The 22845-nt window shown below is 59.4% G+C and carries 17 protein-coding genes and 1 pseudogene; 11 read left to right on the forward strand and 7 right to left on the reverse strand.

Annotated elements, in window-relative coordinates:
* The first annotated feature begins 26 nt into the window (after nucleotides 1-26).
* The 3 genes from F6X24_RS09535 (at nucleotide 27) to F6X24_RS09545 (ending at nucleotide 4211) form a co-directional block, all read left to right on the forward strand.
* A complete protein-coding gene (locus F6X24_RS09535; protein WP_151087770.1) occupies nucleotides 27-638 on the forward strand; it encodes a Uma2 family endonuclease in 612 nt (203 codons plus the stop codon).
* A gap of 55 nt (nucleotides 639-693) precedes the next feature.
* The gene (locus F6X24_RS09540) at nucleotides 694-2070 is read left to right on the forward strand and encodes an aspartate kinase (RefSeq protein ID WP_151087771.1); all 1377 of its coding nucleotides are present in this window, start codon (nucleotides 694-696) and stop codon (nucleotides 2068-2070) included.
* A gap of 173 nt (nucleotides 2071-2243) precedes the next feature.
* Nucleotides 2244-4211 carry a CocE/NonD family hydrolase gene (locus F6X24_RS09545; RefSeq protein WP_151087772.1) on the forward strand — a complete coding sequence of 656 codons (1968 nt, stop codon included), beginning with the start codon at nucleotides 2244-2246 and terminating at the stop codon, nucleotides 4209-4211.
* 79 nt (nucleotides 4212-4290) lie between these two features.
* Here the strand turns inward: F6X24_RS09545 and F6X24_RS09550 are convergent, their stop codons facing one another.
* The 3 genes and pseudogenes from F6X24_RS09550 to serS form a co-directional block, all read right to left on the reverse strand.
* A complete protein-coding gene (locus F6X24_RS09550; RefSeq protein WP_151087773.1) occupies nucleotides 4291-5187 on the reverse strand; it encodes a DUF2911 domain-containing protein in 897 nt (298 codons plus the stop codon).
* 98 nt (nucleotides 5188-5285) lie between these two features.
* Entirely contained in the window at nucleotides 5286-5732 is a 447-nt protein-coding gene (locus F6X24_RS09555) for a hypothetical protein (protein WP_151087774.1), read from the reverse strand.
* A 479-nt stretch (nucleotides 5733-6211) separates the two neighbouring features.
* Nucleotides 6212-7488, reverse strand: a pseudogene (serS, locus tag F6X24_RS09560) (serine--tRNA ligase).
* Between the two features lie 487 nt (nucleotides 7489-7975).
* Here serS and rho point away from each other — a divergent pair.
* Nucleotides 7976-10132 carry a transcription termination factor Rho gene (gene rho, locus F6X24_RS09565; RefSeq protein ID WP_151087775.1) on the forward strand — a complete coding sequence of 719 codons (2157 nt, stop codon included), beginning with the start codon at nucleotides 7976-7978 and terminating at the stop codon, nucleotides 10130-10132.
* 361 nt (nucleotides 10133-10493) lie between these two features.
* On the opposite strand, the gene F6X24_RS09570 is transcribed toward rho, so the two are convergent.
* The 3 genes from F6X24_RS09570 to F6X24_RS09580 form a co-directional block, all read right to left on the reverse strand.
* Complete coding sequence (locus F6X24_RS09570) at nucleotides 10494-11375, reverse strand: UbiA family prenyltransferase (RefSeq protein ID WP_151087776.1); 882 nt, start codon at nucleotides 11373-11375, stop codon at nucleotides 10494-10496.
* Between the two features lie 17 nt (nucleotides 11376-11392).
* Nucleotides 11393-12190, reverse strand: a complete 798-nt coding sequence (locus tag F6X24_RS18955; protein ID WP_191906271.1) for a class I SAM-dependent methyltransferase — start codon at nucleotides 12188-12190, stop codon at nucleotides 11393-11395.
* 118 nt (nucleotides 12191-12308) lie between these two features.
* Entirely contained in the window at nucleotides 12309-13082 is a 774-nt protein-coding gene (locus F6X24_RS09580; protein WP_151087778.1) for a DUF4197 domain-containing protein, read from the reverse strand.
* 242 nt (nucleotides 13083-13324) lie between these two features.
* Between F6X24_RS09580 and F6X24_RS09585 the strand changes: the two genes are divergently transcribed.
* From F6X24_RS09585 to F6X24_RS09615, 7 genes are all read left to right on the forward strand, one after another.
* Nucleotides 13325-13990 carry a hypothetical protein gene (locus F6X24_RS09585; protein WP_151087779.1) on the forward strand — a complete coding sequence of 222 codons (666 nt, stop codon included), beginning with the start codon at nucleotides 13325-13327 and terminating at the stop codon, nucleotides 13988-13990.
* Nucleotides 13990-14283 (forward strand): winged helix-turn-helix domain-containing protein, encoded by a 294-nt coding sequence (locus F6X24_RS09590; protein WP_151087780.1) that lies wholly within the window; start codon nucleotides 13990-13992, stop codon nucleotides 14281-14283. Before F6X24_RS09585 ends, F6X24_RS09590 begins: the two co-directional genes overlap by 1 nt.
* A 115-nt stretch (nucleotides 14284-14398) precedes the next feature.
* The gene (locus tag F6X24_RS09595) at nucleotides 14399-16045 is read left to right on the forward strand and encodes a DUF4153 domain-containing protein (RefSeq protein ID WP_151087781.1); all 1647 of its coding nucleotides are present in this window, start codon (nucleotides 14399-14401) and stop codon (nucleotides 16043-16045) included.
* A gap of 18 nt (nucleotides 16046-16063) precedes the next feature.
* Nucleotides 16064-17521 (forward strand): B12-binding domain-containing radical SAM protein, encoded by a 1458-nt coding sequence (locus tag F6X24_RS09600; protein WP_151087782.1) that lies wholly within the window; start codon nucleotides 16064-16066, stop codon nucleotides 17519-17521.
* A gap of 515 nt (nucleotides 17522-18036) precedes the next feature.
* On the forward strand, nucleotides 18037-18837 hold the full coding sequence (locus tag F6X24_RS09605) for a ferritin-like domain-containing protein (RefSeq protein ID WP_151087783.1): 801 nt from the start codon (nucleotides 18037-18039) through the stop codon (nucleotides 18835-18837).
* Nucleotides 18838-19210: 373 nt separating this feature from the next.
* Complete coding sequence (locus F6X24_RS09610; protein WP_151087784.1) at nucleotides 19211-19642, forward strand: hypothetical protein; 432 nt, start codon at nucleotides 19211-19213, stop codon at nucleotides 19640-19642.
* 51 nt (nucleotides 19643-19693) lie between these two features.
* On the forward strand, nucleotides 19694-22096 hold the full coding sequence (locus tag F6X24_RS09615; protein WP_151087785.1) for a transglycosylase domain-containing protein: 2403 nt from the start codon (nucleotides 19694-19696) through the stop codon (nucleotides 22094-22096).
* Between the two features lie 4 nt (nucleotides 22097-22100).
* On the opposite strand, the gene F6X24_RS09620 is transcribed toward F6X24_RS09615, so the two are convergent.
* Entirely contained in the window at nucleotides 22101-22736 is a 636-nt protein-coding gene (locus F6X24_RS09620) for a DUF4304 domain-containing protein (protein ID WP_151087786.1), read from the reverse strand.
* Between the last annotated feature and the right edge of the window lie 109 nt (nucleotides 22737-22845).

Here is a 22845-nt window from a genome sequence, read left to right on the forward strand (position 1 = left end):
ACCCCGGCGCGCCCTATTTTTGCCGCATGACTCCTACCGTCACCTCCCTGGCCGACCTCGACCCCAACGGCACGTACTCTTACGCCGACTACCTCAGCTGGCAGTTTGCCGAGTTGGTAGAGTTGCTGCGCGGCAAAATCATGCGCCGCATGAGCGCGCCCACCGACCGCCATCAGGCGCTGGTGGGAAATCTATTTGCTCACTTTCATGCGCACCTGCGGCGGCAGGCCTGCCAGGTGCGCGTGGCGCCTTACGATGTGCGCCTACCCAAGCGGGGCGCCACCGCCGACGCGGCCATCCACACGGTAGTGCAGCCCGATGTCTGCGTCATCTGCGACCCTAGTAAGATTGAGCCGCGCGGCTGCCTCGGCGCCCCCGACCTCATCGTGGAAGTGGTGTCGCCCCGCACCGCCGCCCGCGACTGGCAGGATAAGTTTGACCTCTACGAAGAAGCCGGCGTGGGCGAGTACTGGATAGTGCTGCCCCAGGAGGAAGATATTTCAGTGTTTGTGCTGGAGGAGGCTACCGGCCGCTACCGCCTGGTGGGCGAGTACGCCGGGCCGGGGCCGATTCCGTGCCGCACGCTCCCTGCCCTGGCCCTGGATTGGGCCGATATTTTTGCCGATAAGCTGGTGTAAGCCAGTAGGGGCGGGGGCGCACCTCGCCCCCTTTTTTTGTTATTGCTTTTTGCCCGTGCTCACAGTAGAAAAAATCGGCGGCACTTCCATGACCGCCTTCGCCGATGTTCTCCAGAACATCATCTTGCACCAACGCGAGGGCGCAGCCCTCTACAACCGCATCTTCGTGGTGTCGGCCTACGCCAACGTTACCAACTGGCTGCTGGAGAACAAGAAAACCGGCGCGCCCGGCGTGTATCACCGCATCACCGAGCACCAGGAGTTTCGGGCCGCGCTGCAAGACGTGGCGGCCCGGCTCAAGGAGCTGAATACCCACTATGCCCCGCTGGGCCTTGACCTGGCCGTGGCCGACGCCTTCATTCAGCAGCGCATAGCCCAGGCCCAGACCTACCTCGAAAGCCTGGTGAATATATTAGCCTCGGGCTATGTTAACGGGGCTAATATCCTCCAGGCGGCCCGCGAGATTCTGGCCAGCATCGGGGAGGCGCATTCAGCGTTCAACTCGGTGAATATTTTGCAAAACCGGGGCGTAAATGCGACGCTCATCGACCTCAGCGGCTTCGACGATGCGCGGGCGCTCACCATCGACGAGCGCATCAGGCAAGCCTTCGCGGGCATCGACTTTGCCACTACCATCTGCGTGGCCACCGGCTACACCAAGGGCACCGAGGGCATTATGCGCGAGTTCGACCGGGGCTACTCGGAAGTGACGTTCAGCAAGATAGCCGTGGCGGTGAAGCCCCAGGAGGCCATTATTCACAAAGAGTACCACCTCTGCTCGGCCGACCCTATGCTGGTGGGCGTAGACCACTGCCACCCCGTAGGCTTCACCAACTACGACGTGGCCGACCAGCTCGCCGACGTGGGCATGGAGGCGATTCATCCCAAAGCCTCGAAGCCGCTGGAAATAAATGCCATCGACCTGCGCATCAAAAATACCTTCGAGCCCGGGCATCCCGGCACACTCATCACCCGCGACTACGTAGCCCCGCGCAAGCACGTCGAAGTCATCACCGGCACCGATAAAGTGGTGATGATTGACATCTACGACCCGCTGATGGTGGGTACCGTGGGGTTCGATTTGCAGCTCATGCAGTCGTTTTATGACCTGGGCGTCAGCTACATCTTCAAGGCTACCAGTGCCAACAGCATCTCGATGCTTATCTGGGAAAAAGACCTGAAGCCGCAGCTTATCGAAGCGCTGGAAGCTAAATACGAGAAGGTGACCATCGAAAAAGCCTCGCTGGTTTGCCTGATTGGCTCCAATATCGACCAGCCCGGCCTGCTCGCCAAGGCGGCCGGCTCCCTGGCCGAGGTGGGCATCAGTATTCGCAGCGCCGGCTTTGCATTAAGAAAAGTAAATATTCAATTTATTTTAGCGCGCGAAGACTATAAAACCGCCATTATCGCCCTGAATAAGGCGCTGGGGTAGTGGCATAAAAAACTAAAAATAAAGGTCGTCCTACTCAGTAGGACGACCTTTATTTTTGAAGCATTTAGGAAGTCGAACTTGGGCGGTATTCCCGGCGGCCCGCTTCGGCCCCGACTTCCGAAATAGCTTCTTAGTTTTTTCGAAGTATTCTTGTTGCTTCGCACCTCTTTCCCATGAAAAAACTCCTACCCGCCGCTTTTCTGCTCACCCTCGGCCTGGCTGCGCCGGCAGCCTACGCCCAGCAGGCCCTTGCGCTGCCGCCGGCCACGCAGTCGGTGAGCGATGCCGAAAATAAAGCCACCCAGGCGGCCGATACCCTCTACATCCAGCAGCATTATACCAAGACGGAGTACCAGGTGCCGATGCGCGACGGGGTGAAGCTCTGCACCATCGTGTACGCGCCCCGGGATGCCGATAAGGTGCGCTATCCTATCCTGCTCAACCGCACGCCCTACTCAATTGGCCCGTACGGCCCCACCAGGTTTAAGCTAAACATCGGCCCCAGCAGCCTGATGATGCGGGAAGGGTACATCTTCGCCTACCAGGACGTGCGCGGGCGCTATATGTCGGAAGGCGAGTTTCTGGACATGCGCCCCGAGCTGGAAAAGCACGCCACCAAAAAGGATACCGACGAGGGCACCGATACCTTCGACACCATCGAGTACCTGCTCAAGCACGGCCCCAAAAGCAACGGCCGCGTGGGTCAGTGGGGCATTTCTTACCCCGGCTTCTATACCTCAACCGGCCTCTTGAGCCGCCACCCGGCCCTGAAAGCCGCCTCCCCCCAGGCTCCGATTGCCGACTGGTTCTGGGATGACTTTCACCACAACGGGGCATTTTTTCTGCCCCATGCCTTCAATTTTCTGTACAGCTTCGGGCAGGCGCGGCCCCAGCCCACGGCCCTGAACAACCCCGGCATCAAGCACGGCACGCCCGATGGCTACGATTTCTTTCTGCGCATGGGTCCGCTAAAGAATGCCAACGAGCAGTACTACAAGGGCAAGGTGGCGTTCTGGAACCAGCTCATGCAGCACCCCGACTACGACGCCTTCTGGCAGGCTCGCAACCTGCGCCCGCACCTGCACGACCTGAAGGCGGCCGTGCTCACGGTGGGCGGCTTCAATGATGCCGAAGATCTGTTTGGGGCGCTGAATACCTACCAGACCATTGAGCAGAAAAATCCCGGCCTTTCCAACCGCCTCGTAATGGGCCCCTGGGTGCACGGAGGCTGGGCGCGCGGCACCGGCGAGATGGTCGGCAACGTGGCCTACGGCCCGTCGCCCTCGCTGTGGTACCAGCAAAACGTGGAAGCGCCCTTCTTCAAATCATACCTGAAAGCTGAAAAGCCCGGCTCTGACCTGCCCGAAGCAACGGTGTTTGAGGGCGGAACCAACCGCTGGCGCACCTTCGATGCCTGGCCGCCAAAGCAGGCCCAGACCAAAACGCTTTATTTTCGGCAGGCCGGCGGCCTCAGCTTCAATGCGCCGACCTCGGGCGAAAACGAGCGCCGCATGGCCGGGGTCGACTCCGAGTTCGACCAGTTTATTAGCGACCCTGCGCACCCGGTACCGTTTATCGAAACAACCAACATCGGCATGACCCGCGAGTACATGACCGACGACCAGCGCTTTGCCAGCCGTCGCCCCGATGTGCTCACCTACCAGACCGAGCCGCTGACTGAGGATATGACCATGGCCGGCCCCATTCAGGCGCTGCTGCAAGTAGCCACCACCGGCACCGACGCCGACTGGGTGGTGAAAATCATCGACGTGTACCCCGATGATACGCCCGACAACCCGCGCACCGCGCCCGGCGTGCACCTCGGCGGCTACCAGCAAATGGTGCGCTCCGAAGTGATGCGCGGCCGCTTCCGCGACAGCTTTAGCCAGCCCAAGCCCTTCGTGGCCAATGAGGTAACGGCCGTGCCCTTCACCGTGCAGGACCTGATGCACACCTTCCGCAAGGGCCACCGCCTCATGGTGCAGGTGCAAAGCACCTGGTTTCCGCTCGTGGACAGAAATCCGCAGAAGTATGTGCCCAACATCTACGCGGCCGATGCAGCGGACTTCCAGGCGGCCACGCACCGGCTCTACCACGACCCGGCGCACGCTTCGCAGTTGGTAGTGAAGGTGTTGCCGTAAAGCAGTTCGCAAGCTGCGCTAAAAGTAAAAAAGCCCATCCGGACTTACCGGATGGGCTTTTTTACTTTTAACTACTCCCTTACTTGCCCATTTTCTTCGCTTCGGCAAGCAGCTCATCGTCCATCTTGGCATACTCCGTGTTGGCGGGCGTAGCGGCCAGCGCCAGCTTTTTCGAGCGCTCGGCGGCCGCGATGGCGCCTTTGTAGTCTTTCATCTTGAGGCGGATTTTTGCCTCCGTATTCATGTTCCAGAACTTAGGGTCGGTGGCGTTGGCCTTCTCAATCCAGGCGAGCGCCTGCTTCAGGTCCTTGTTGTTGTCGTAGTAATACACGGCCGCGCCGGCCAGGTCGTTGGCCGAAGGACTGGCATTTTTCGTCACTTTCTCGTCAATCTGAGCCAGCACTTTGCTGTCCACGTCGCTCACGATTTTAAATTTTGCGCCGGTCGTTTCCCACTCCAGCGCTACGTTGGCGGTGGCGGGCGTCAGGTCGGCGAAGGTCACGGTAAAGGTTTCTACCTTGGCCCCCAGCTTATAAGGCTTCACCGTGAAGCGCGCCACATCCTCCGCATTCTTGAAGCCGGCCACGTCGGCCCCTTGCTTCAGGCTTTTGTTGAGCACGATAGTCCAGGCAGCTTTGCCAGGTATCGTATAAATGCCATATTCGCCGGCGGCCACTTTCTTGCCCTCCACCGTCACATCATCCGAAAACCTGATGCTGGTAGTGGCATTGGCGCCGGTACGCCAGCGCTTGCCATACGCCACCACGGCCTTGGTGGTCGAGTCGCCAAAAACTGTCCGGTTTTTCACGCTGGGGCGCGAATACGTAATCGTTACGTCGGTCAGGCCCACCCGCTGGTTCACGGTGGCCTTCGGGCTGGGCTGCGGCGTGGTAATCTGAGCCTGCGCGGCCGAAGCCGCCAACAGGGTAGTAGTCAGGACCAGGGCGGTTCTGAAAGAGGGCGCAATAAATTTCATGAACGGGCCAGCCGGGCTAATGAACCGGCTTGCGGAGCCAAAAATAGCAACGCCCGCCGGGTAGGGCGGGCGTTGCCTTAAAATCAGGGCCAAACAGCTTACTTCGAATTCTGGGCCTGGCGCTGGGCTTCGGCTATGAGCGCATCGTCGAGGTGGGCGTAGGTGAGGTTGGGCGGCGTGGTCGCCAGGGCCAGCTGCTTCGAGTGCTGCGCCGCCTCAATGGCCCCCTGGTAGTCATTCATTTTCAAGCGAATGCGGGCTTCCGTATACACATTCCAGAACTTGGGGTCCAGGGCGTTGGTCTGGGTCATCCAATCCAGCGCCTGGCGCAGGTCTTTGTGCGAGTCGTCGTAATAAAGTGCAAATTCGGTTGGGGCCGGCGGCGCGGGGCTCAAGTTGCGCGCTGCCTCCGAAGGCGTGGTTGAAATAGCAGCTACTTCGGTACCGCCGGTGACCAGCGACTGGGCCCGCGCACCTGGCGAAAGAGCCAGCAAGCCAGCGCATAAAGCGAAAGAAAACCCAATGCGAAAAGTAGAAATTGCCATAAACGCTGTGGTTGAAAATAATTTACGAGGCTAAAATAGAGCAGCCTAACCAATAGCGAAATGTTTTTTACTGAGAAAAGAGAAAGTTTATACTTATTCTTTCTCCAAGCTAAAACCTTTTGGCAATACCCTTTTTGCAGCCCTGCATACTCTTACAGTTTTTGGGCGGTATGTCAACTTCCCTTTTGCTACAGAGTTTTGGAGGTACTATACCGATGAGAGGCAGCTATGAGGCCAGTAATATGGACCTTGTTAATTATGAATTCTACCGGAAATGGAAAGTGTGGGAACGAAAAAAGAACATCATGCTGAGCCCCGCGGAGCATCTCTACCGCCTCGTTCAACGACACGAGCGAGATGTTTCGCGGGGCTCAGCATGACGTTCAGGCTAACTATAAACTGGCTCTCTTAAGCCATATGTTTAAACCAAGTATATAAATTTCTGCTGCTTATAATGAAAACCAATTAACTATCAACCTTTAAGCCGAAATTTTTGAAAAGCCGCAGTAGCTGTGCAGCACTTGCGGCAGGCGAATGCCTTCGGGGGTCTGGTTGTTTTCGAGCAGCGCGGCCACGATGCGCGGCAGGGCCAGCGCCGAGCCGTTGAGCGTGTGCAGCAGCTGGGTCTTGCCGCCCTCCGTCTTGTAGCGACACTTGAGGCGGTTGGCCTGAAAAGCCTCAAAATTGGAAACCGACGATACTTCGAGCCAGCGGCCCTGGGCCGCGCTCCACACTTCCAGGTCGTAGGTGAGCGAGGAGGTAAAGCCCATATCGCCGCCGCACAGGCGCAGCACGCGGTAGGGCAGCTCCAGCTTTTGCAGCAGGCTTTCGACGTGCGCCACCATCGTTTCGTGGGCCGCGTAGGAGTGCTCGGGCTGGGTAATCTGCACAATCTCTACCTTGTCGAACTGGTGCAGGCGGTTGAGGCCGCGCACGTCGGCCCCCACGAGCCGGCCTCGCGCCGGAAACAGGGCGTGTAGCCGGTGTTGCGGATGGGCAGCTTCTCGACCGGGATAATCTCGTCGCGGTAGAGGTTGGTAATCGGCACCTCCGAAGTCGGAATCAGGTACAGGTTATCGGCCGCGTCGTGGTACATCTGGCCTTCCTTATCGGGCAGCTGGCCGGTACCGTAGCCGCTGGCCTCGTTCACTAATATGGGGGGCTGCACTTCCTGGTAGCCCGCATCGCGGGCCTCATCCAGGAAAAAGTTAATCAGCGCCCGCTGCAGGCGCGCGCCCTGCCCCTTGTACACCGGAAAGCCCGCACCCGTGATTTTGATACCCAGCTCAAAGTCAATGATATCGTACTTTTTAATTAATTCCCAGTGGGGCAGGGCATCGGCGGGCAGCTCGGGCCGGGTGCCGCCCTCGCGCACCACCTCATTATCATGGGCCGAGCGGCCGGCGGGCACGCTCTCCTGCGGAATATTAGGTAATTTATATAAAAGCTGCGTCTGCTGCTTTTCGGCCTCGGCCAGCTCGTCGGCATGGCTCTTTATCTGAACCTTTAGCTCGGCGGTGCGGGTTTTGAGGGCGTCGGCCCCGGCGCGGTCGCCGCTTTTCATCAGGCCTCCAATCTGGCGGGCCAGCTCATTGGCTTCGGCCTGCGCCGCGTCGTGCTGCGTTTGAATAGCCCGGCGGCGCTGGTCGAGGTCGAGCACGGCTTGCACATCGGCTTCGGCCGTAGGATAGTTTCGTTTGGCAAGGCCGGCCAGCACGCGGGCGGTCTGCTCTTTAAGAACGGAAATTTGCAGCATAATGCGGGCAAAGGTAGTTTTTGAATACCGACGAATGCGTAAGTACAACTGAGGAATGTTGCTCAGTCAAGTCAGGGCTATAATATAGTAAATTATGAATATTTGTAACGAGTCTGAATTTACTGTGCTCAATTCCCCATTAATCATTCCTCCCTACCACCAACCCGTTGGCCATTTGCCCGTAATGTCTTAATATTGCAGCTGCAAGCCGGCCCGCGGGGTCGGCCAGGGTTGGCTCACCGGGCTAATCCGCTGCGTAGCTGGCTCAATCAGGTTGCTTTTGGTGGAGCTGCCGGCTGCCCTTCCTTACACCTCACTCATTTCCTGTCTGTTTGCCCGCCGCTTTGTTGGTTGTGTGGCGCTTTAGCGCTCCGTGTTGTTGGTTTTCCGGCTTGTGGGCCGGGTGGGCAGGGCGCGGCCTGTTTAGGGGCCTGCCTGAGCCGTTGGGCAGCGGCCCCTGCTACTCTGATTCTTCTTATTCCCCTTTATGTACACCCTCAACGAACTAAAGGACCGGCTGCTGTCCGACCTTAAGGAAATTGCTGAGCAACTGAATGTTGGCAATTTCAAGCGCCTAAGCAAGCAGGACTTGATTTATAAAATTCTCGACCAGCAGGCCGTGCTGCCTACCGACCAACTGCCCGGCAAAAAGCCCGCTTCGGTTCCCGTCCCGGCCGATGCCGATGCCGGGGTGGCCGACGCCCAGCCGGCCGAGCCCGCCCGCCCGGCGGCCCCTACCCGCGGCACTCGGGGCGGGGCTGGCCGCCGCCAGCCCGCCGCGCCGATGGCGGAGCAGCCTTTTACCGATGTGGCCGTTGTTGAAACGCCTCAACCTACTCGCTTTGAAGTAGTAGCGGCCGATGAGGCAGCTTTGGCTACGGCCTCGGTAGCCGCTGAGGAAGCTACCGTGCCGCCCACCGAAACGAATCCGACGGCCGAAACGCACTCGGCCGGTGAGAGCGCCCCCCTCCGGCGTGAGCGCCGCGAGCGCGTTGACCGGGCCGGCCGGCCCTTGCCCCGCCGCGACCCTAATCAGCCCGCCGCTGCCGAAACCACCGATACCCCCGAGGGCAGCTCGGATGGCGAGCAGCCCGCCGTAGAAACCCCAACGGCCGAAACCTACCCCGACCGCCGCGAAACCCGCGAGCAGCGCTTTGACCGCGAAAACCGGGAGCCCCGCGAGAACCGGGATAACAATCAGCGCCAGGGCCGACCCGAGTTTCGCGAAAACCGGGAGCCGCGCGAAAACCGCGAGCCCCGCCCCAACGACCAGCCCCGCGAGCAGCGGGTAAATGGCCTGGGTGCCACTGACCAGCCCCGCCTGAGCCGCGAAGAGCGCTACGCCCAGCGTGAAGCCCAACGCCAGCAGCGCCGCGAAGAGCGCCAGCGCACCGGCGGCGATGGTCAGCCCGTGACCGAGCAAGCAACTGGTAATCAACCCGTCGCAGCTAATGGCCAGCTTCAGGAACGCCGCGAAGAAAGCCAGCGCCCGCAGCAGGCCCCGCGCCCGCCCCGCGCCCCTGAGCTCGACCTGGTGGTGCCCGGCTCGGGCACAATGGAGCTGATGGCCGACGGAGGCTACGGCTTCCTGCGCTCGCCCTACTACAACTACCTCACCTCGCCCGACGACATTTACGTGTCGCCGCAGCAGGTGCGGCAGTTTGGTCTCAAGGCCGGCGATACGGTAAGCTGCACCATGCGCCCACCCCGCGAAAGCGAGAAGTATTTTGCCCTCGTGAACGTAGACAGCATCAATGGCCGTACCGTGGAAGAAGTGCGCGACCGCGTGCCCTTCAACCACTTAACCCCGCTTTTTGCCGACCAGAAGCTCAAGCTCAGCACCAAGTCTACGCAGGTAAGCACCCGCGTGCTCGACTTATTTGCCCCCATTGGCAAGGGGCAGCGCGGCCTGATTGTAGCCCAGCCCAAAACGGGTAAGACGGTGCTTTTGCAGGAAATTGCCAATGCGATTTCGGAAAATCACCCCGAGGTATACCTCATTATTCTGCTAATTGACGAGCGCCCCGAGGAAGTAACCGACATGGCCCGCTCGGTAAAGGCCGAAGTGCTGTCGTCGACCTTCGACGAGATGGCCGACCGCCACGTAAAAATCGCGGAGCTGGCTCTCGACAAAGCCCGGCGCCTGGTGGAATGCGGCCACGATGTCGTCATTCTGCTCGACTCCATTACCCGCCTGGCGCGGGCCTACAACACGGTGCAGCCTAGCAGCTCGCGTATCCTCTCAGGGGGTATCGATGCCGGGGCGCTGCAAAAGCCCAAGCGCTTCTTTGGCGCAGCCCGTAATATCGAAGGACCTGGCTCCCTGACGATTATCGCTACGGCGCTTATCGAAACTGGCTCCAAGATGGACGAGGTTATCTTCGAAGAATTCAAAGGCACCGGCAACATGGAGCTTCAGCTCGACCGCAAGCTGGCCAATAAGCGCGTGTTCCCGGCCATCGACATTCCGGCATCCGGCACCCGCCGCGAAGACCTGCTGATGAGCCGCGACGAGCTGAGCCGCGTGTGGGTGCTGCGTAAGTTCATGACCGACATGAGCGCCACCGAGGCGATGGAATTCCTGAAAGACCGTATGAAAGGCACCAAAGACAACGAAGAATTCCTGCTGGCGATGAACGGCTAAGCTGCCGCCAGCTTTATAATGCCAGACGGGCCAAGCGCTATCTCCGCAAAGGAAGTAGGGTTTGGCCCGTTTTAATGCTATTCTCCTTTATTGAACAGCTGCTTCTATTATATATAAAGGGTAGAAAGCCGCATGCTTGCAGGCTCTTAATCCTCATCATAGTCTTTCTGGCGCAGCTTGCGACCTGCTGTAGAGACGCATCTTTGCGTCTCGGAGTTGAACGACTATAACTGCGCGGTTTAATCAACGCCAAGACGCAAAGATGCGTCTCTACAGTGCGCTATACCCTAGACTTGCAAACTGCGCTACTATTCGTGGTGAGGTGTTTGAGCAAACGCCCAGCCAGCTGCCCCGCCGCTTTTTAATGCGATTGGCTCAGTAGCAGCACCGTAATAAAGGCCGCGCTCAAACATAGCGAAGATACTTTATTCATGCGCATGGTCCACTCAAAGCTGGCCTGGGTGGGGTCGTGCCACGCTACCCAGCACCAGCGCGAAAACAGTGCCACTACCGGCCCAGTAGCCAGCAAAAACAACAGCAGGCTGCGCGGCTCACCCCGTAGCCAGTAGGTAAAGCCCAGCAGCAGAGCTCCCGCCAGCAGCCCCACTGCCGCCAATACAAACGTGCCCCGAATACCCAGCCGCAAACTCAGCGTGCGGTCGCCGCGCCGGGCATCTTCCTGGTGCTGATAGATTTGGGTGAGCGGATAAGAGCCGCAAAGAAACAGGGTGCTCACCAGGGCCAGCTGTAGGTTGGTCGGCTCAAAAAGCTGGGCCGAAGTAGCGCCCGCACCCACCTGGGCCATCAAAAAAGTGAAGGCGCCCTGAAATACAACCACTACGGCAGTACTTAGCAAAGGGTATTTCTTGAGGCGAATGCCTTCGTAGCTGTATGCTCGGGAAATTAGAATATAGACTATTACCATTGCTGCAAAGGGCCAGCCTACTAGCAGCGACGTCAGCAGCGCCAGGGTTTCGAATAGCCACACCAGGTGCAGCAATTCGGGCGTCACGGGTGGTGGTGCTTTCAGGCCACCAATACTGCCCTCGTCCTTATCGTAGTAGGAGTTGTAGCCATTGGAGGCCGGATACACCAGCAGGTGCAAAATCGTAAATACCGCGGCCGCCCGGCTCCAGCTAAACGGTTCGCGCAAGGCGCTGAGCCCGAACCAGAACACGGGCATCAAAAACAGCGAAAACGGCAGGCGCAGCAGCGCAAAAGCTCGGCGGTAGGCGGGCAGCATCGGGCGAAGGTAGCAGGCTAGGTAGTGGGATGAGCAGGCCAGCCCACCAGAAACGTAACGCGCGGCCCCCACCAGTGGCGCAGCTGCCCGGCCTGCCAGTGGTAGCGTCTGGCCGGGTCGGCCTCGTGGGCCAGGGCCAGCAGCTCCTCCGTAGGGTACATGCGCAGGATAGAAACCACGCCATCCCAGATAGTAGTGAGCGGAATAAGTGGCAGTAGGTAGGTGAACACCAGTCGGCTGAGCCGGAAAGGCCGAAAAAATGGCGTGAGCAGCAGCTGCGCCACCGGCAGTACCGTGAGCGCCAGCCCGATTTCGAGCCAGCTTTTGGCCGCCCCCTCAAATACGCCAATGCCCGTGCCGCCCGCCACGGCATCGCGTAGCAGAGCTCGCGCCTGGGGCGGCGCAAAGTGATGGAAAGCCGAAAAAATAACCCGCAAGCCCGATAGCCCAGCGGGTACGGCCAGCGCGTCGACGGGTGCCGAATGACCCTGAATAGCTCCGCTGGTGCGCCGCGACACATCGGCCCAGGCAGCTGGCTGCGGGTAGAGGTCGGTGAGTGTGATGGAAACGTTGGGCAGCTGCTGGTGGCGCAGGGCGGCCAGCACGGTTTCGGTGCCACCGCCCGCGCCCGCCCCCAGCTCCAGCAGCTGGGTTTGGCCAGTGCGACGCAGGCCCTCGGCCAGTAGCGGGGCCACCGGGCGGTAAGTGCCCAGCCCCGATATCATAAAGCGCAGGTAGTCCATCTGCCCCGCCCGAATAACGGCCGGAAACCACGGCAGGTCCTCAAACTCGAATAAACGTAGGCGTAGCTTCACAAAAAAGCACTTACGGCGGATAGCCTGCTGGCAGATAAGAATAAACGAAAAAATCGGGCTATCGGGTGGCATTCACGCCGCCCAATAGCCCGATTTCGCCAGTCGGCCAGCTTGTCTCTTAATTACCGCCTATTCCGAATACCTTCTTCAGCAGCGAGGTAGTGCGGGCCACCGGATTGGTGCGGATATCCGCTTCCTCCTGAGCAATAAGCGTAAACAACCCATCAATGGCCTTGCCGGTAGCATATTGGTTGAGGTCGGTTTGCACCGGCGTTACGAGCGGCAGCTTGTTGTAGGTAGTGGTAAGGGTGGAATAATACCGGGTAGCTTCCACTTTATCAAGGCTTTGCTGCATGATGGGCATAAAGGCCGTGGTGAGCTGCGAGGTAGTGGTGCGCTTGAGGTATTGAGTAGCCGCATCTTTCTGGCCAGTCAGGATATTCCACACATCAGTGAAAGTCAGCTGCTTAATGGCGTTAATAAATATCGGCTTGGCGCTCTTGGCCGCATCTTCCGCGCCCCGGTTCAGCGACAGCTCAAACTTATCGACCTGGCTACCCAGCCCGATGCTGCGCAGGGTAGTGGCTACCTTCTGCGCATCGGGCGGGAAGGGAATATGAATGAGCTTATTCAGGTTGAAGCCGTCAGTCTGCGAAGCCTGGTCCGAGCCCTTCGAAATACCCTGAATCAATGCTTCTTTCAGCCCGTTGGCCGCTTCCGTATTGGTGAGGCCACTCACGCCGGTTGTGGTGGTAGTAGTGGTGGTAGTCGTGGTTTTTTTGGTGCTCGGCAGCTTAAAGCCGCCCAGGCCAGGAATGGTAATAGTTTGGGCCACAGCTGCCTGTGCAAAGCTGCCAAGCACAAGCAGGGCGAGCAGAAAACGATTAGTCATAAGTAAAAAAGAAGTCGGAGAGCAACAAAGGAAGTGCCAGGCAACCCAGCTAGCACAGGTAGTAACCCCTGCGGCGGCCAGGTGCCAGCGCTTAGCCAAAACATGTACCAAACTCTGTAAAGTTTGGAATGCCACCGGCCAGAAATAAGCTGCAAGCAATTTTAAGAAAAAAATAAAGCCGTAGCCTGACTATATGGCCCGAATATACTAGCTTTGCGTCACAAAGTACTTCAATCGCTTGCATGAAGCCCGCCGCCCAAGACCCCCTGGCTCAGCTTACTGAGATTCGCGCCATTATGGAACGCAGCTCGCGCTTTCTGTCGCTGAGCGGCTTGAGTGGGGTAGGAGCGGGCGTGGTGGCGCTGGTGGGCACAGCCGTGGGCAATTATTACCTGACCATTCAGGCGCTGCAACACAACTACCGCGAACTGGCCCAGAGTACCGTAAGCGAGCGCTGGCAGATGCTTCCATTCCTGCTGGGGCTATCGTTGGCGATGATAGGCGCGGCGCTGCTGGTAGCCGCGTTTTTTACATTACGCCGCACCCGACGCGAGGGACTGCGCTCACTCTGGACGGCCCCCGCCCGACGCCTGCTGGCCGCCCTGCTCATTCCGCTGGCCGCAGGCGGGCTTTTCTGCCTCAAACTCTACCTTACGGGCGCCCCTGAGCTGGTAATCCCCGGCATGCTGGTATTCTACGGACTGGCTTTGCTCAACGGCAGCAAATACACCCTCGATGAAATTAAATACCTGGGCCTTTGGCAAGTAGGCCTGGGCCTGGTGGCCGTGCTGCTGCCCGAGCATGGCCTGCTGCTGTTCGGGCTGGGCTTTGGCCTGGGGCACATCTTCTATGGCCTGCTGCTGTATACTCGTTATGAGCGCCCAAGCCGGGCGAACTTTACCGACTAGTGAAGTACGCCATCCACACTCTCAACAAAGCTTTTGACCACCGGGTACGCCTCGGCGTAATGGCGGTGCTGTTGGCCAACGAACTGGTGAGCTTCAATGACTTAAAAGAAAGCCTCGACCTCACCGATGGCAACCTGGCCTCGCACGTTTCGGCCCTCGAAAAAGCAGGCTATGTGCTGGTTAGCAAGCAGTTTATTGGGAAAAAACCGAATACCACCTACACCGCCACGGCAGCGGGTAAGCAAGCCTTTCAGGAGCATTTGGCCGCGCTGGAGAAGCTGCTGCGCGGATAGCGCCGCACTGATAAGCAGTAATGTTAAGAAGCTTACGTATTCAGCCCCAACAAATCAGTCCGCTACAAGCGGTTTTTTTACCCATTTATACTTTGCCTAACAAAGTTCTTTCAACATGAACCCATCCATTCCCTGGGGCGCGAAAGCCCCCGCCGCCGCGCCGGCTTTCCGGCTCTCCGTGCTGCTAAGCAGCCTGCTGGCTTCGGCCACCGTGCTGAGCGATTATTTGTTCTGGCACGAGTCGACCGGGATGAATGTGCTGGCTTACATGGTGTTTCTGGTGGGAGCACACCTGGTAGTGCTGCCGCGCCACGCGCCGGTACGGCGCACGCTGAGGTTTTGGGTAGCGGCGCTGGGCTGCGTAGGGAGCGGGGCGCTGGTAGCCTGGTACGGCTCGGGGGCAGCCCTGCTGGCGGCGCTGGCTTCGGGCTTGCTGCTGGTGGGGCTGGTAAACCAGCCATCGCTGCAGCTGGTGGCCTCGGCGGTGCTCACGGCGGCCCTGGGCGTGCTGCCGGCCGTGGCGGCGGTGCTGGGCAGCGTGCGAGCGCCCGGCCAGGTAGGGCCACAGCTGCGGCGCGCGTGGTTTTATGGGCGCCTGCTGCTGGTACCACTGCTGGCGCTGGGAATATTTCAGGTCTTATTTGCGGTGGCAAATCCGCAGTATGGCGCGCTTTCGGCCCGCTTGTGGGCAGTAGCAGCCCACTGGCTGGCGCGGCTATTGGATACTATCTCGGTGCCGCACCTGCTTTTTCTGGTGCTGTGTGGGGTGGGGGCGGCGGGCGCGCTGGTAACGGTGCCCGTGCATACTCTGAGCGACCGGGAGGCCCGTTTTGGGGAGTTTGTGCGGCGTCAGCGCGACCGGGTGGCCTCGCTGGGCGTGCGGCGGCCCGATTTTGGGCTCACTACCCGGCGGCTGCCCGACCTGCGCAAGGAGTGGCTGGCGGCCGTGGTGAGCTTTGGCCTGCTCAATGGCCTGCTACTGGTAGTGAACGTGGTAGATATCCGCTGGCTGTGGTTTGGCTTCGTGCCCGCGACGGGCTTCGACCTCACACAGTTTGTGCACGAGGGCACTTACGTGCTGATTTTTAGTATTCTGCTGGCGGCGGGCATTATGCTGTGGTTTTTCCGGCGCAACCTGAATTTCTACCAGCCGGGCCTGCCGCTGCTGCGCTGGGGCGCTACGCTGTGGGTGGTGCAAAACGTGGTACTGGCCGGGTCGGTAGCGCTGCGCAATTACTACTATATCAGCTATACCGGGCTGGCTTACAAGCGTATCGGGGTGTATGCCTTTCTGCTGCTCACGGTATTCGGACTGGGCACGCTGCTGCTCAAAATCTGGCAGCGCCGCTCGGCCTTCAGCCTCGTGCGCCTCAATTCGTGGGCGGCTTATGCGGTAATGCTGCTACTGGCGGCCGGCAACTGGGAAAGCTGGATTGCCGACTACAACCTGCAAGCCCGCTTTTCGCGCCTGGATATAGGGTTTTTGCTGAATATGCCGCCCCGCGTGCTGCCGGTGCTGGCCGCCCGCGCACAGCTGATTAGCCAGGCCAAAGAGCTGGTTGTGGAAGACGAGTACGGCGTTTTCCGGCCCGTGAGCCCGGCCGCCGCGCAGCGGCTGCTCCGTGCCCGCCTGGCCGGGTTCCGGGCCGGGTACCCGGCCCGGAACTGGCAGAGCCGGACCATCGCGGCCGGGCAGGCCTACAAGGAGCTGACCGCTCACCTTGGGCCACCTGCCGGAGCAGCCGACCTGGCCCGGAAGTAAGTTTTTTTCGCTATTGCCATGAAAGTCAAGCTTATTCTGCCCGCGCTCACCGAGGCCACCAACCCGTACTGGCGGCCCATCAAGTACTCGCTGTTTCCGCCGCTGGGGCTGGCCACGCTGGCTGCTTACCTGCCGCCCGACTGGGCCGTGGATATGCAGGACGAGCACGTCGAGCCGCTGCGCCTCGACGATGCGCCCGACCTGGTCGTCATCCAGGTGTACATCACCAACGCGTACCGGGCCTACGCGCTGGCCGACCACTACCGCGCCCGGGGTGCCTACGTGTGCCTGGGCGGCTTGCACGTAACGAGCCTGCCCGACGAGGCCGCGCCCCACGCCGATAGTATTTTTCTGGGGCCGGGCGAGGAGACGTTCCCGGCGTTTCTGGCCGACTGGCGGGCCGGCCGTGCCCGGCCGCGCTACGTATCGGGAGCGGGGCGCACGCTGGTGGGCGTGCCGCCCATTCGGCGCGACCTCATCAAGCGCGAGCGCTACCTCGTGCCCAACTCGCTTGTGGTGACGCGCGGCTGCCCGCACCACTGCGATTTTTGCTATAAGGATGCCTTTTTTGCCGGTGGCAAGTCGTTTTATACCCAGACCGTGGACGACGCGCTGGCCGAGATAAACCGCCTGCCCGGCCGCCACCTCTACTTTCTCGACGACCACCTGCTGGGTAACGTGCGCTTCGCGGCCGGCCTCTTCGAGGGAATGCGCGGCCTGGGCCGGCTGTTTCAGGGCGCAGCCACCGTCGATAGCATTCTGCGCGACAATGGCTTGCTGGAAAAGGCGGCGCAGGCAGGTTTGCGCAGCTTGTTCGTGGGCTTTGAGACGCTGAGCCCGGCGAATCTGAAAGCGAGCAACAAGCCCCAAAACCTGGGGCGCGACTACGCGGCGGCTATCCGCCGGCTGCACGACCTGGGCATTATGGTGAACGGCAGCTTCGTGTTTGGGCTCGACGACCGGCCCAGCGTGTTCGACCGCACCGTGGAATGGGCAGTGAAGCAGGGGATTACCACCGCTACTTTCCACATTGCCACGCCCTATCCCGGCACGGCGCTTTTTCAGCAGATGGAAGCCCAGGGCCGCCTGCTGCACCGTCGCTGGAATGAGTATGACACCCGCACGGTGGTGTGCCGGCCGGGGCCACACCTCACTGCGCGCCAGCTCAAAAACGGCTACGACCAGGCTTACCGCGACTTCTATTCCTGGACGAATATCACTCGGGCCAGTCTCGTGCACGACACCCTGCGCCACCAGCTCAAGCACTTCGCCTACGCCGGCGGCTGGAAAAAATTTGAGCCACTCTGGAATTTCGTCATCAAAACCCGCCACCTCGACGCCATGCGCCCGCTGCTCGAAGGCATCTTGAGCAAGGTGCGCGGCACTGATGAAAAAGCCAGGCCAGCGGTGGGGCCGATGCCGCCCACCGCCAGCGCCCCGCCGGAGATGCTGCTGAAGCTGCCGGTGCTGCCATGATTACCTGCTAACGTTCAGGTTTAGCCTGCGAAGCATCTTGCCAGGGTAGTTTAGTATTAGTTTGCTGAGATAGCTAACCGTTTTTCTGAAGTTAACAAGCCAAACCCGATGCCCAATCCCTTCCTTAAGCCTTTTTCGCTGTCTCAGTGGCTGTTGCATAGTATGTGCTGGACGGTAGGAGCCCTGATTGTCTGGCCACTCATCTTCATGCTGCTTAGTCTTCTATGCAAGTCATTGAATCTAAATATTGGTACTGAAGCATCACTATTCTTTATTAGTTTTTGGCCCTCTCATCTGCTGGTATGGTGGCAGGCAATAGATGGGGGTTCGCTTAGAATCAAGTTATCAAATGCGGACCCTAGAATGGTTAAAATGGCGGCAAATAGTTGGCTGGTTTTGTTGACTTTGTTTCAAATGCTAGCACTATTAATTGGCATAGTGGGCACAACGCTGTCGCTCTTGTTTGCACAGTATGGTTTTATTAATTAAAAAAAATATATAATATAATAAATAAAATGACTTTCCACGACATTAAAACCTATTTCCACGCCAACCGCAGTCGCTTTGCCGACCTGGCCTGGGACGACCCGCACCAGCTCGGCCCGGCCGAGCTGCGGGCCGTGCGCGCTTCCCTCCAGACGTTTCAGCGCGGCGAGGGCACCGGTGGCGCCCACCTTACCGCTCTGGCCGGGCAGGTCGGCGATGCCGACTACGCGGCGGCCATGCAGCTTTACATTCAGGAAGAAGAAGGCCACGCGGCCCTGCTGGGCCGGTTTATGGACCGGCAAGGCATCCCGCGCCTGGAAAGGAACTGGCTGCACGCAGTTTTTCGGAGCCTGGGCCGGTCGCTGGGGCTGGTACATATGGTGCGCGTAATATTGACGGCCGAGGTAGTAGTCACCGTTTATTACCGCGCCCTGTTTAATGCCACGTACTCGGGGCTTTTGCAGCAGATTTGCCGCCGCATGCTGCTCGATAAGGAGCTGCACCTCGTCTTTCATTGCCTGGCCGTCCGGCAGCTGTCGCCCTGGCGCAACCGGCTGAGCGCCTGGCTCTGGCGGCAAGCCTACCGCGCGCTGCTGGCAGGCACGGCGCTGGTCGTGTACGCCACCAGCCGGCGCACGCTGCGGGCCGGCGGCTACGGCCTGCTGAGCTTCTGCGCGGCGATTGCCGACGAGTATGCCCGCGTCGAGCAGATGCAGCGGCCCACCGGCCTGCTGGCCATGCGCGGCGGGGCCGCGCCGGCGGCCGGCCCGCCGACTGAGCTGGTCGGCGCCTGGCAGTGGCCGGCGCCGCTGGTACGCTCGACCCGGTAGGCAGCAGGCAGCATCGCAAAAGATAAGCATGCCTAATACCCTGCTACCACAAGGGCCGCCGGGCAACCAGAGTAGTTTTCAAATTCGGGTACCGGGCGGGCTGCTGGCCACACTGTACCCGGACCGGAAATTTGCGCTAAATTTAATTAAACTGCTAATTTTTTATCCTATGCGAAACTGGTAAAAGGACAAAAACCAACGGGACGTTTGAAACCTGCTTGTGGGCACCAGGTAACTTTTGCCTGGTTTATTCGTCAAACAATTGCAACTTCAGTTCAACTAGGGATAGTTGAGTTTCGGCTACCCCGTTGGCTCAAAAATTTGCTACTGCGCGCTTCGCCAGTATCTTGCCTGCGCTTCAACGCCCTGCCCCATGCCCCGCTCTTCCGCCACCCTGCCCCTTGCCAAGCGCCTTTCCCGGGTGGGGCGGGCTATTGGCGCGTTGCAGCTGTTTAAAGAAACGCTGACCATTGTGCTGCTGGGTCTGCCGCTGCTCTGGCAGCAGCCGCTGCTGGCTCCGGCGGCCCTGCCGGGGCTGGTGCTCTACCTGGCGCGCTGGGTGATGGTGCTGGGCCGGATGCGGCGGCGGGCGGCCGCCCTCATCTGGGGGTTCACGTTTGTGGATGAGCTGTGGGGCCTGAGCCTGTACCTGCACGCCTACGATGCGCCCACCGCCCGGCAGCTGCGTTATCTGGATTGGAGCTACGGCCTGGGGCTGGCCTGCACGCTGGCCGGGCTGCTCGAAATCGGCTACCGCTACTATCGGGAGCGAATTGGCCGGCGGGCACTGATGCGCACGGCTTAGCGTTGCGGCTGGCTGGTATCTTTGCCTTTCCCTGCCCCTGATTTGCCGTTCATGGCCGACGAAACTATTCCGCCTGCTGCCCCCGATTCTCTACCCGCCCGCCCTTCGGGCGCTTCTCGTAAGCGCCCCGGTCGGGGCACGCGCCGCCTGGTGCGCATTGCCTGGACCATCTTTTTTATCAGCGCAGGCTTTTTTCTGGTGTATCCGCTGCTGGTGCGCAGCAATTTTCTGTTCTTGTTTGGCAAGTCGCCGAGCCTCGAAGAATTAGAAAACCCCAAGGTGGAGCAGGCATCCGAGGTGTTCACTTCCGATGGCGTGCTCATCGGCCGCTACTTCCGCGAAAACCGCTCGCCGGTGCCGCTCAATCAGATTTCGCCCTGGCTGGTGAAGGCCCTCATTGCCACCGAGGACGCCCGCTACTACCAGCATTCGGGCATCGATGCGCCCTCGCTGGTATCGACTTTTTACTATGGTTTGCGGGGCGATAAGCGCGGCGGCTCTACTATCAGCCAGCAGCTGGCCAAGAACTTATACAAAACCCGGCGCGGCGAAAGCCAGGGTGGCCTCAGCCACATTCCGGGCGTGGGCACGGTAGTGGCCAAAACCAAGGAGTGGCTTACGGCCGTGGAGCTGGAGCGCCGCTACACCAAGGAAGAGATTCTGCGGATGTACCTCAACACCGTGGAGTACGGCTCCAACGCCTTCGGTATTAAGGTAGCGGCCAAGACGTTTTTCAGCACCACGCCCGATAGTCTGACGCCCGTGCAGGCAGCCACGCTTATCGGGGTGCTGAATAACCCCACCGCCTTCAATCCGCGCTTTCACCCGGCCGCTTCGCGCCACCGGCGCAATGTGGTGCTGCAGCGTATGGGCCAGGCCGGCGACCTGAAGCCCGCCGAAGTGAAGGCCCTGCAGGCCGAGCCTATTGTGCTTGACTATCAGATTGAAAAGCACGTCGATGGCCCCGATACGTATTTTCGCGGGGCCATCAGCCAGGCCGTGAATCACTGGTGCGAGGCCCACGGCTACGACATGTACCGCGATGGCCTGCGCATTTATACCACCATCGACTCGCGCATGCAGGACCACGCCGAGCAGGCCGTGCACCAGCGGATGAAAATGCTGCAGCAGCAGTTTGATAACTTCTGGCGCAACAAGGGCCAGAACCCGTGGGTAGATGAGGAAGGCCACGAAATCCCCGACTTCATCGAAACCCAGATGCGGCGCACCCAGAGCTACAAGGCCCTGGCCGCCCGCTACCACGGCCAGCCCGCCCGCCTCGATTCGGCCCTGCACGCCAAGCGGCCGATGAAGGTATTTACCTGGAAAAAAACCGACGGCGATACCACGCTGGTACTGTCGCCGCTCGATTCGCTGGCCTATTACAAGCATTTTCTGCAAGCCGGCATGATGACGATGGACCCCTTCACGGGCTCCATCAAGGCCTGGGTAGGCGGACTGGATTATCGCTTCTTCCAGTACGACCACGTGAAGCAAGGCAAGCGCCAGGCCGGCTCCACGTTCAAGCCTTTCGTGTACCTCACGGCGCTGGATAACGGCTACTCGCCCTGCGACCGCATCCGCGACCAGCGCGTGACGATAAAGTACATCGAAAACGGCAAGCCCATGGAGTGGCAGCCCGATAACGTGACGCGCGAATATACCGGAATCAATATGACGCTGCGCTCAGCCATGGCCCGCTCGGTAAATTCCGTCACGGCCCAGCTCACCGAAAAGGTAGGCTGGGGCAGGGTGGCCGACTACGCGCATAAAGTGGGCATTACCAGTCCGCTGCTGCCGGTGCCCAGCATCGGTCTGGGCTCGGCCGGCGACGTGAGTGTGTATGAGATGGTGGACGCCTACGCTACCTTTCTCAACAACGGCTTCCGCTCCGAGCCGCGCATTATTACCCGCATCGAGGACCGCAACGGCAACGTCATCCAGCAGTTCGACCCCGTGCAGAAGCGCGCCATCTCGCCCGAAACGGCCTGGCTGATGACCTACATGCTGCGCGGCGGCATGGAGGAGCCGGGCGGTACCTCGCAGAGCCTCTGGGACTTCCAGGACCTCTGGCGCAAAGACAACCAGATTGGCGGCAAAACCGGCACCACCTCCAACTACTCCGACGGCTGGTACATGGGCCTCACCAAGGACCTCGTGAGCGGCGTGTGGGTGGGCGGAGAAGACCGCAGCATCCACTTCTTCCGCTCGCAGCAGGGCGAGGGCGGCCGCATGGCGCTGCCCATCTTCGGCCGCTACATGGAAACGATTTACAAGGATAAAAGCCTGAACTACGACTACGGCCCCTTCCCTAAGCCGCCCTCCAAAATCAACCGCAAGTACGTGTGCTACACCGAATACGAGCCGCGCCACCGCGAGGCGGCCAAGGATACCGTAGCGGCCGATAATCTATTGGAGCAGCTGAACGGGGGCGGGAAGGATAGCGTGCGTTAGGAAATTACTGAATTTCTACTGTCCATAATTCTGCTGGTAGTTCCAACTCCTTGGCCAGAGCGCGTAAAGTATTGCGGTAACCATTATTATGCTTCGACCGGGCAAGCTCGCTTCTAAATAATTTCAGGGCGCTGTCTTGGTAACCAGCGCAAAACATTGCGTGAATCTGGGCAGGAGGACAATCAGATTGATAACCTGCGACCAATACGGAATAAATATCTACCTTACTATTTATTGCTGCTAAGTACGGGTGAACATATTGATTAAAATCATCGACTAGTTGAGCGAAGAGTTCTGTTGTATTTAAGCCAGGCGTTAGCCTAAACCAATTATCGCTTTGCTTGTCAGCGAGTCGGCCAATGCGCTTACGTACTACACAAGCTGGCTCTTGAAACTTTGGTCCCGTGTCTCGGCTACATAACCAATATTCAACTTCCGGTAGGTAAAGGCCTACGTTAACCGTAAAAGATAATTCAGCAACCGAATTGTACTGAGACTTTTGAAACTGTACAATTTTACCCCATCCTTCGGAATTGTAATAGCGAAAATTATTCCCCGATTTTTTATAGCCCATTGCTTTAAATCCAGGCCATAGCACAGTTCTTATTAAATCGTTGAAAGTTGCGTGGAGGTCAGCCATACTTTATCAAGTTACACGCTCAATTTAAAAGCGCCCGGCCTGCACACAGGTATAGCTCGGGCGTAAAACTGCATCAAAGCGCCACCCGCGCTACCATAGTGGTCGACAA

The sequence above is a fragment of the Hymenobacter baengnokdamensis genome, assembly GCF_008728635.1.
Taxonomy (GTDB): domain Bacteria; phylum Bacteroidota; class Bacteroidia; order Cytophagales; family Hymenobacteraceae; genus Hymenobacter; species Hymenobacter baengnokdamensis.

What these genes read in the sequence shown, in the direction of transcription:
- F6X24_RS09535 (WP_151087770.1), top strand. Translation starts at nt 27, where the DNA reads ATGACTCCTACCGTCACCTCCCTGGCCGACCTCGACCCCAACGGCACG.
- F6X24_RS09545 (WP_151087772.1), top strand. Translation starts at nt 2,244, where the DNA reads ATGAAAAAACTCCTACCCGCCGCTTTTCTGCTCACCCTCGGCCTGGCT.
- F6X24_RS09550 (WP_151087773.1), bottom strand. Translation starts at nt 5,187, where the DNA reads ATGAAATTTATTGCGCCCTCTTTCAGAACCGCCCTGGTCCTGACTACT.
- F6X24_RS09555 (WP_151087774.1), bottom strand. Translation starts at nt 5,732, where the DNA reads ATGGCAATTTCTACTTTTCGCATTGGGTTTTCTTTCGCTTTATGCGCT.
- rho (WP_151087775.1), top strand. Translation starts at nt 7,976, where the DNA reads ATGTACACCCTCAACGAACTAAAGGACCGGCTGCTGTCCGACCTTAAG.
- F6X24_RS09570 (WP_151087776.1), bottom strand. Translation starts at nt 11,375, where the DNA reads ATGCTGCCCGCCTACCGCCGAGCTTTTGCGCTGCTGCGCCTGCCGTTT.
- F6X24_RS09580 (WP_151087778.1), bottom strand. Translation starts at nt 13,082, where the DNA reads ATGACTAATCGTTTTCTGCTCGCCCTGCTTGTGCTTGGCAGCTTTGCA.
- F6X24_RS09585 (WP_151087779.1), top strand. Translation starts at nt 13,325, where the DNA reads ATGAAGCCCGCCGCCCAAGACCCCCTGGCTCAGCTTACTGAGATTCGC.
- F6X24_RS09595 (WP_151087781.1), top strand. Translation starts at nt 14,399, where the DNA reads ATGAACCCATCCATTCCCTGGGGCGCGAAAGCCCCCGCCGCCGCGCCG.
- F6X24_RS09600 (WP_151087782.1), top strand. Translation starts at nt 16,064, where the DNA reads ATGAAAGTCAAGCTTATTCTGCCCGCGCTCACCGAGGCCACCAACCCG.
- F6X24_RS09605 (WP_151087783.1), top strand. Translation starts at nt 18,037, where the DNA reads ATGACTTTCCACGACATTAAAACCTATTTCCACGCCAACCGCAGTCGC.
- F6X24_RS09610 (WP_151087784.1), top strand. Translation starts at nt 19,211, where the DNA reads ATGCCCCGCTCTTCCGCCACCCTGCCCCTTGCCAAGCGCCTTTCCCGG.
- F6X24_RS09615 (WP_151087785.1), top strand. Translation starts at nt 19,694, where the DNA reads ATGGCCGACGAAACTATTCCGCCTGCTGCCCCCGATTCTCTACCCGCC.
- F6X24_RS09620 (WP_151087786.1), bottom strand. Translation starts at nt 22,736, where the DNA reads ATGGCTGACCTCCACGCAACTTTCAACGATTTAATAAGAACTGTGCTA.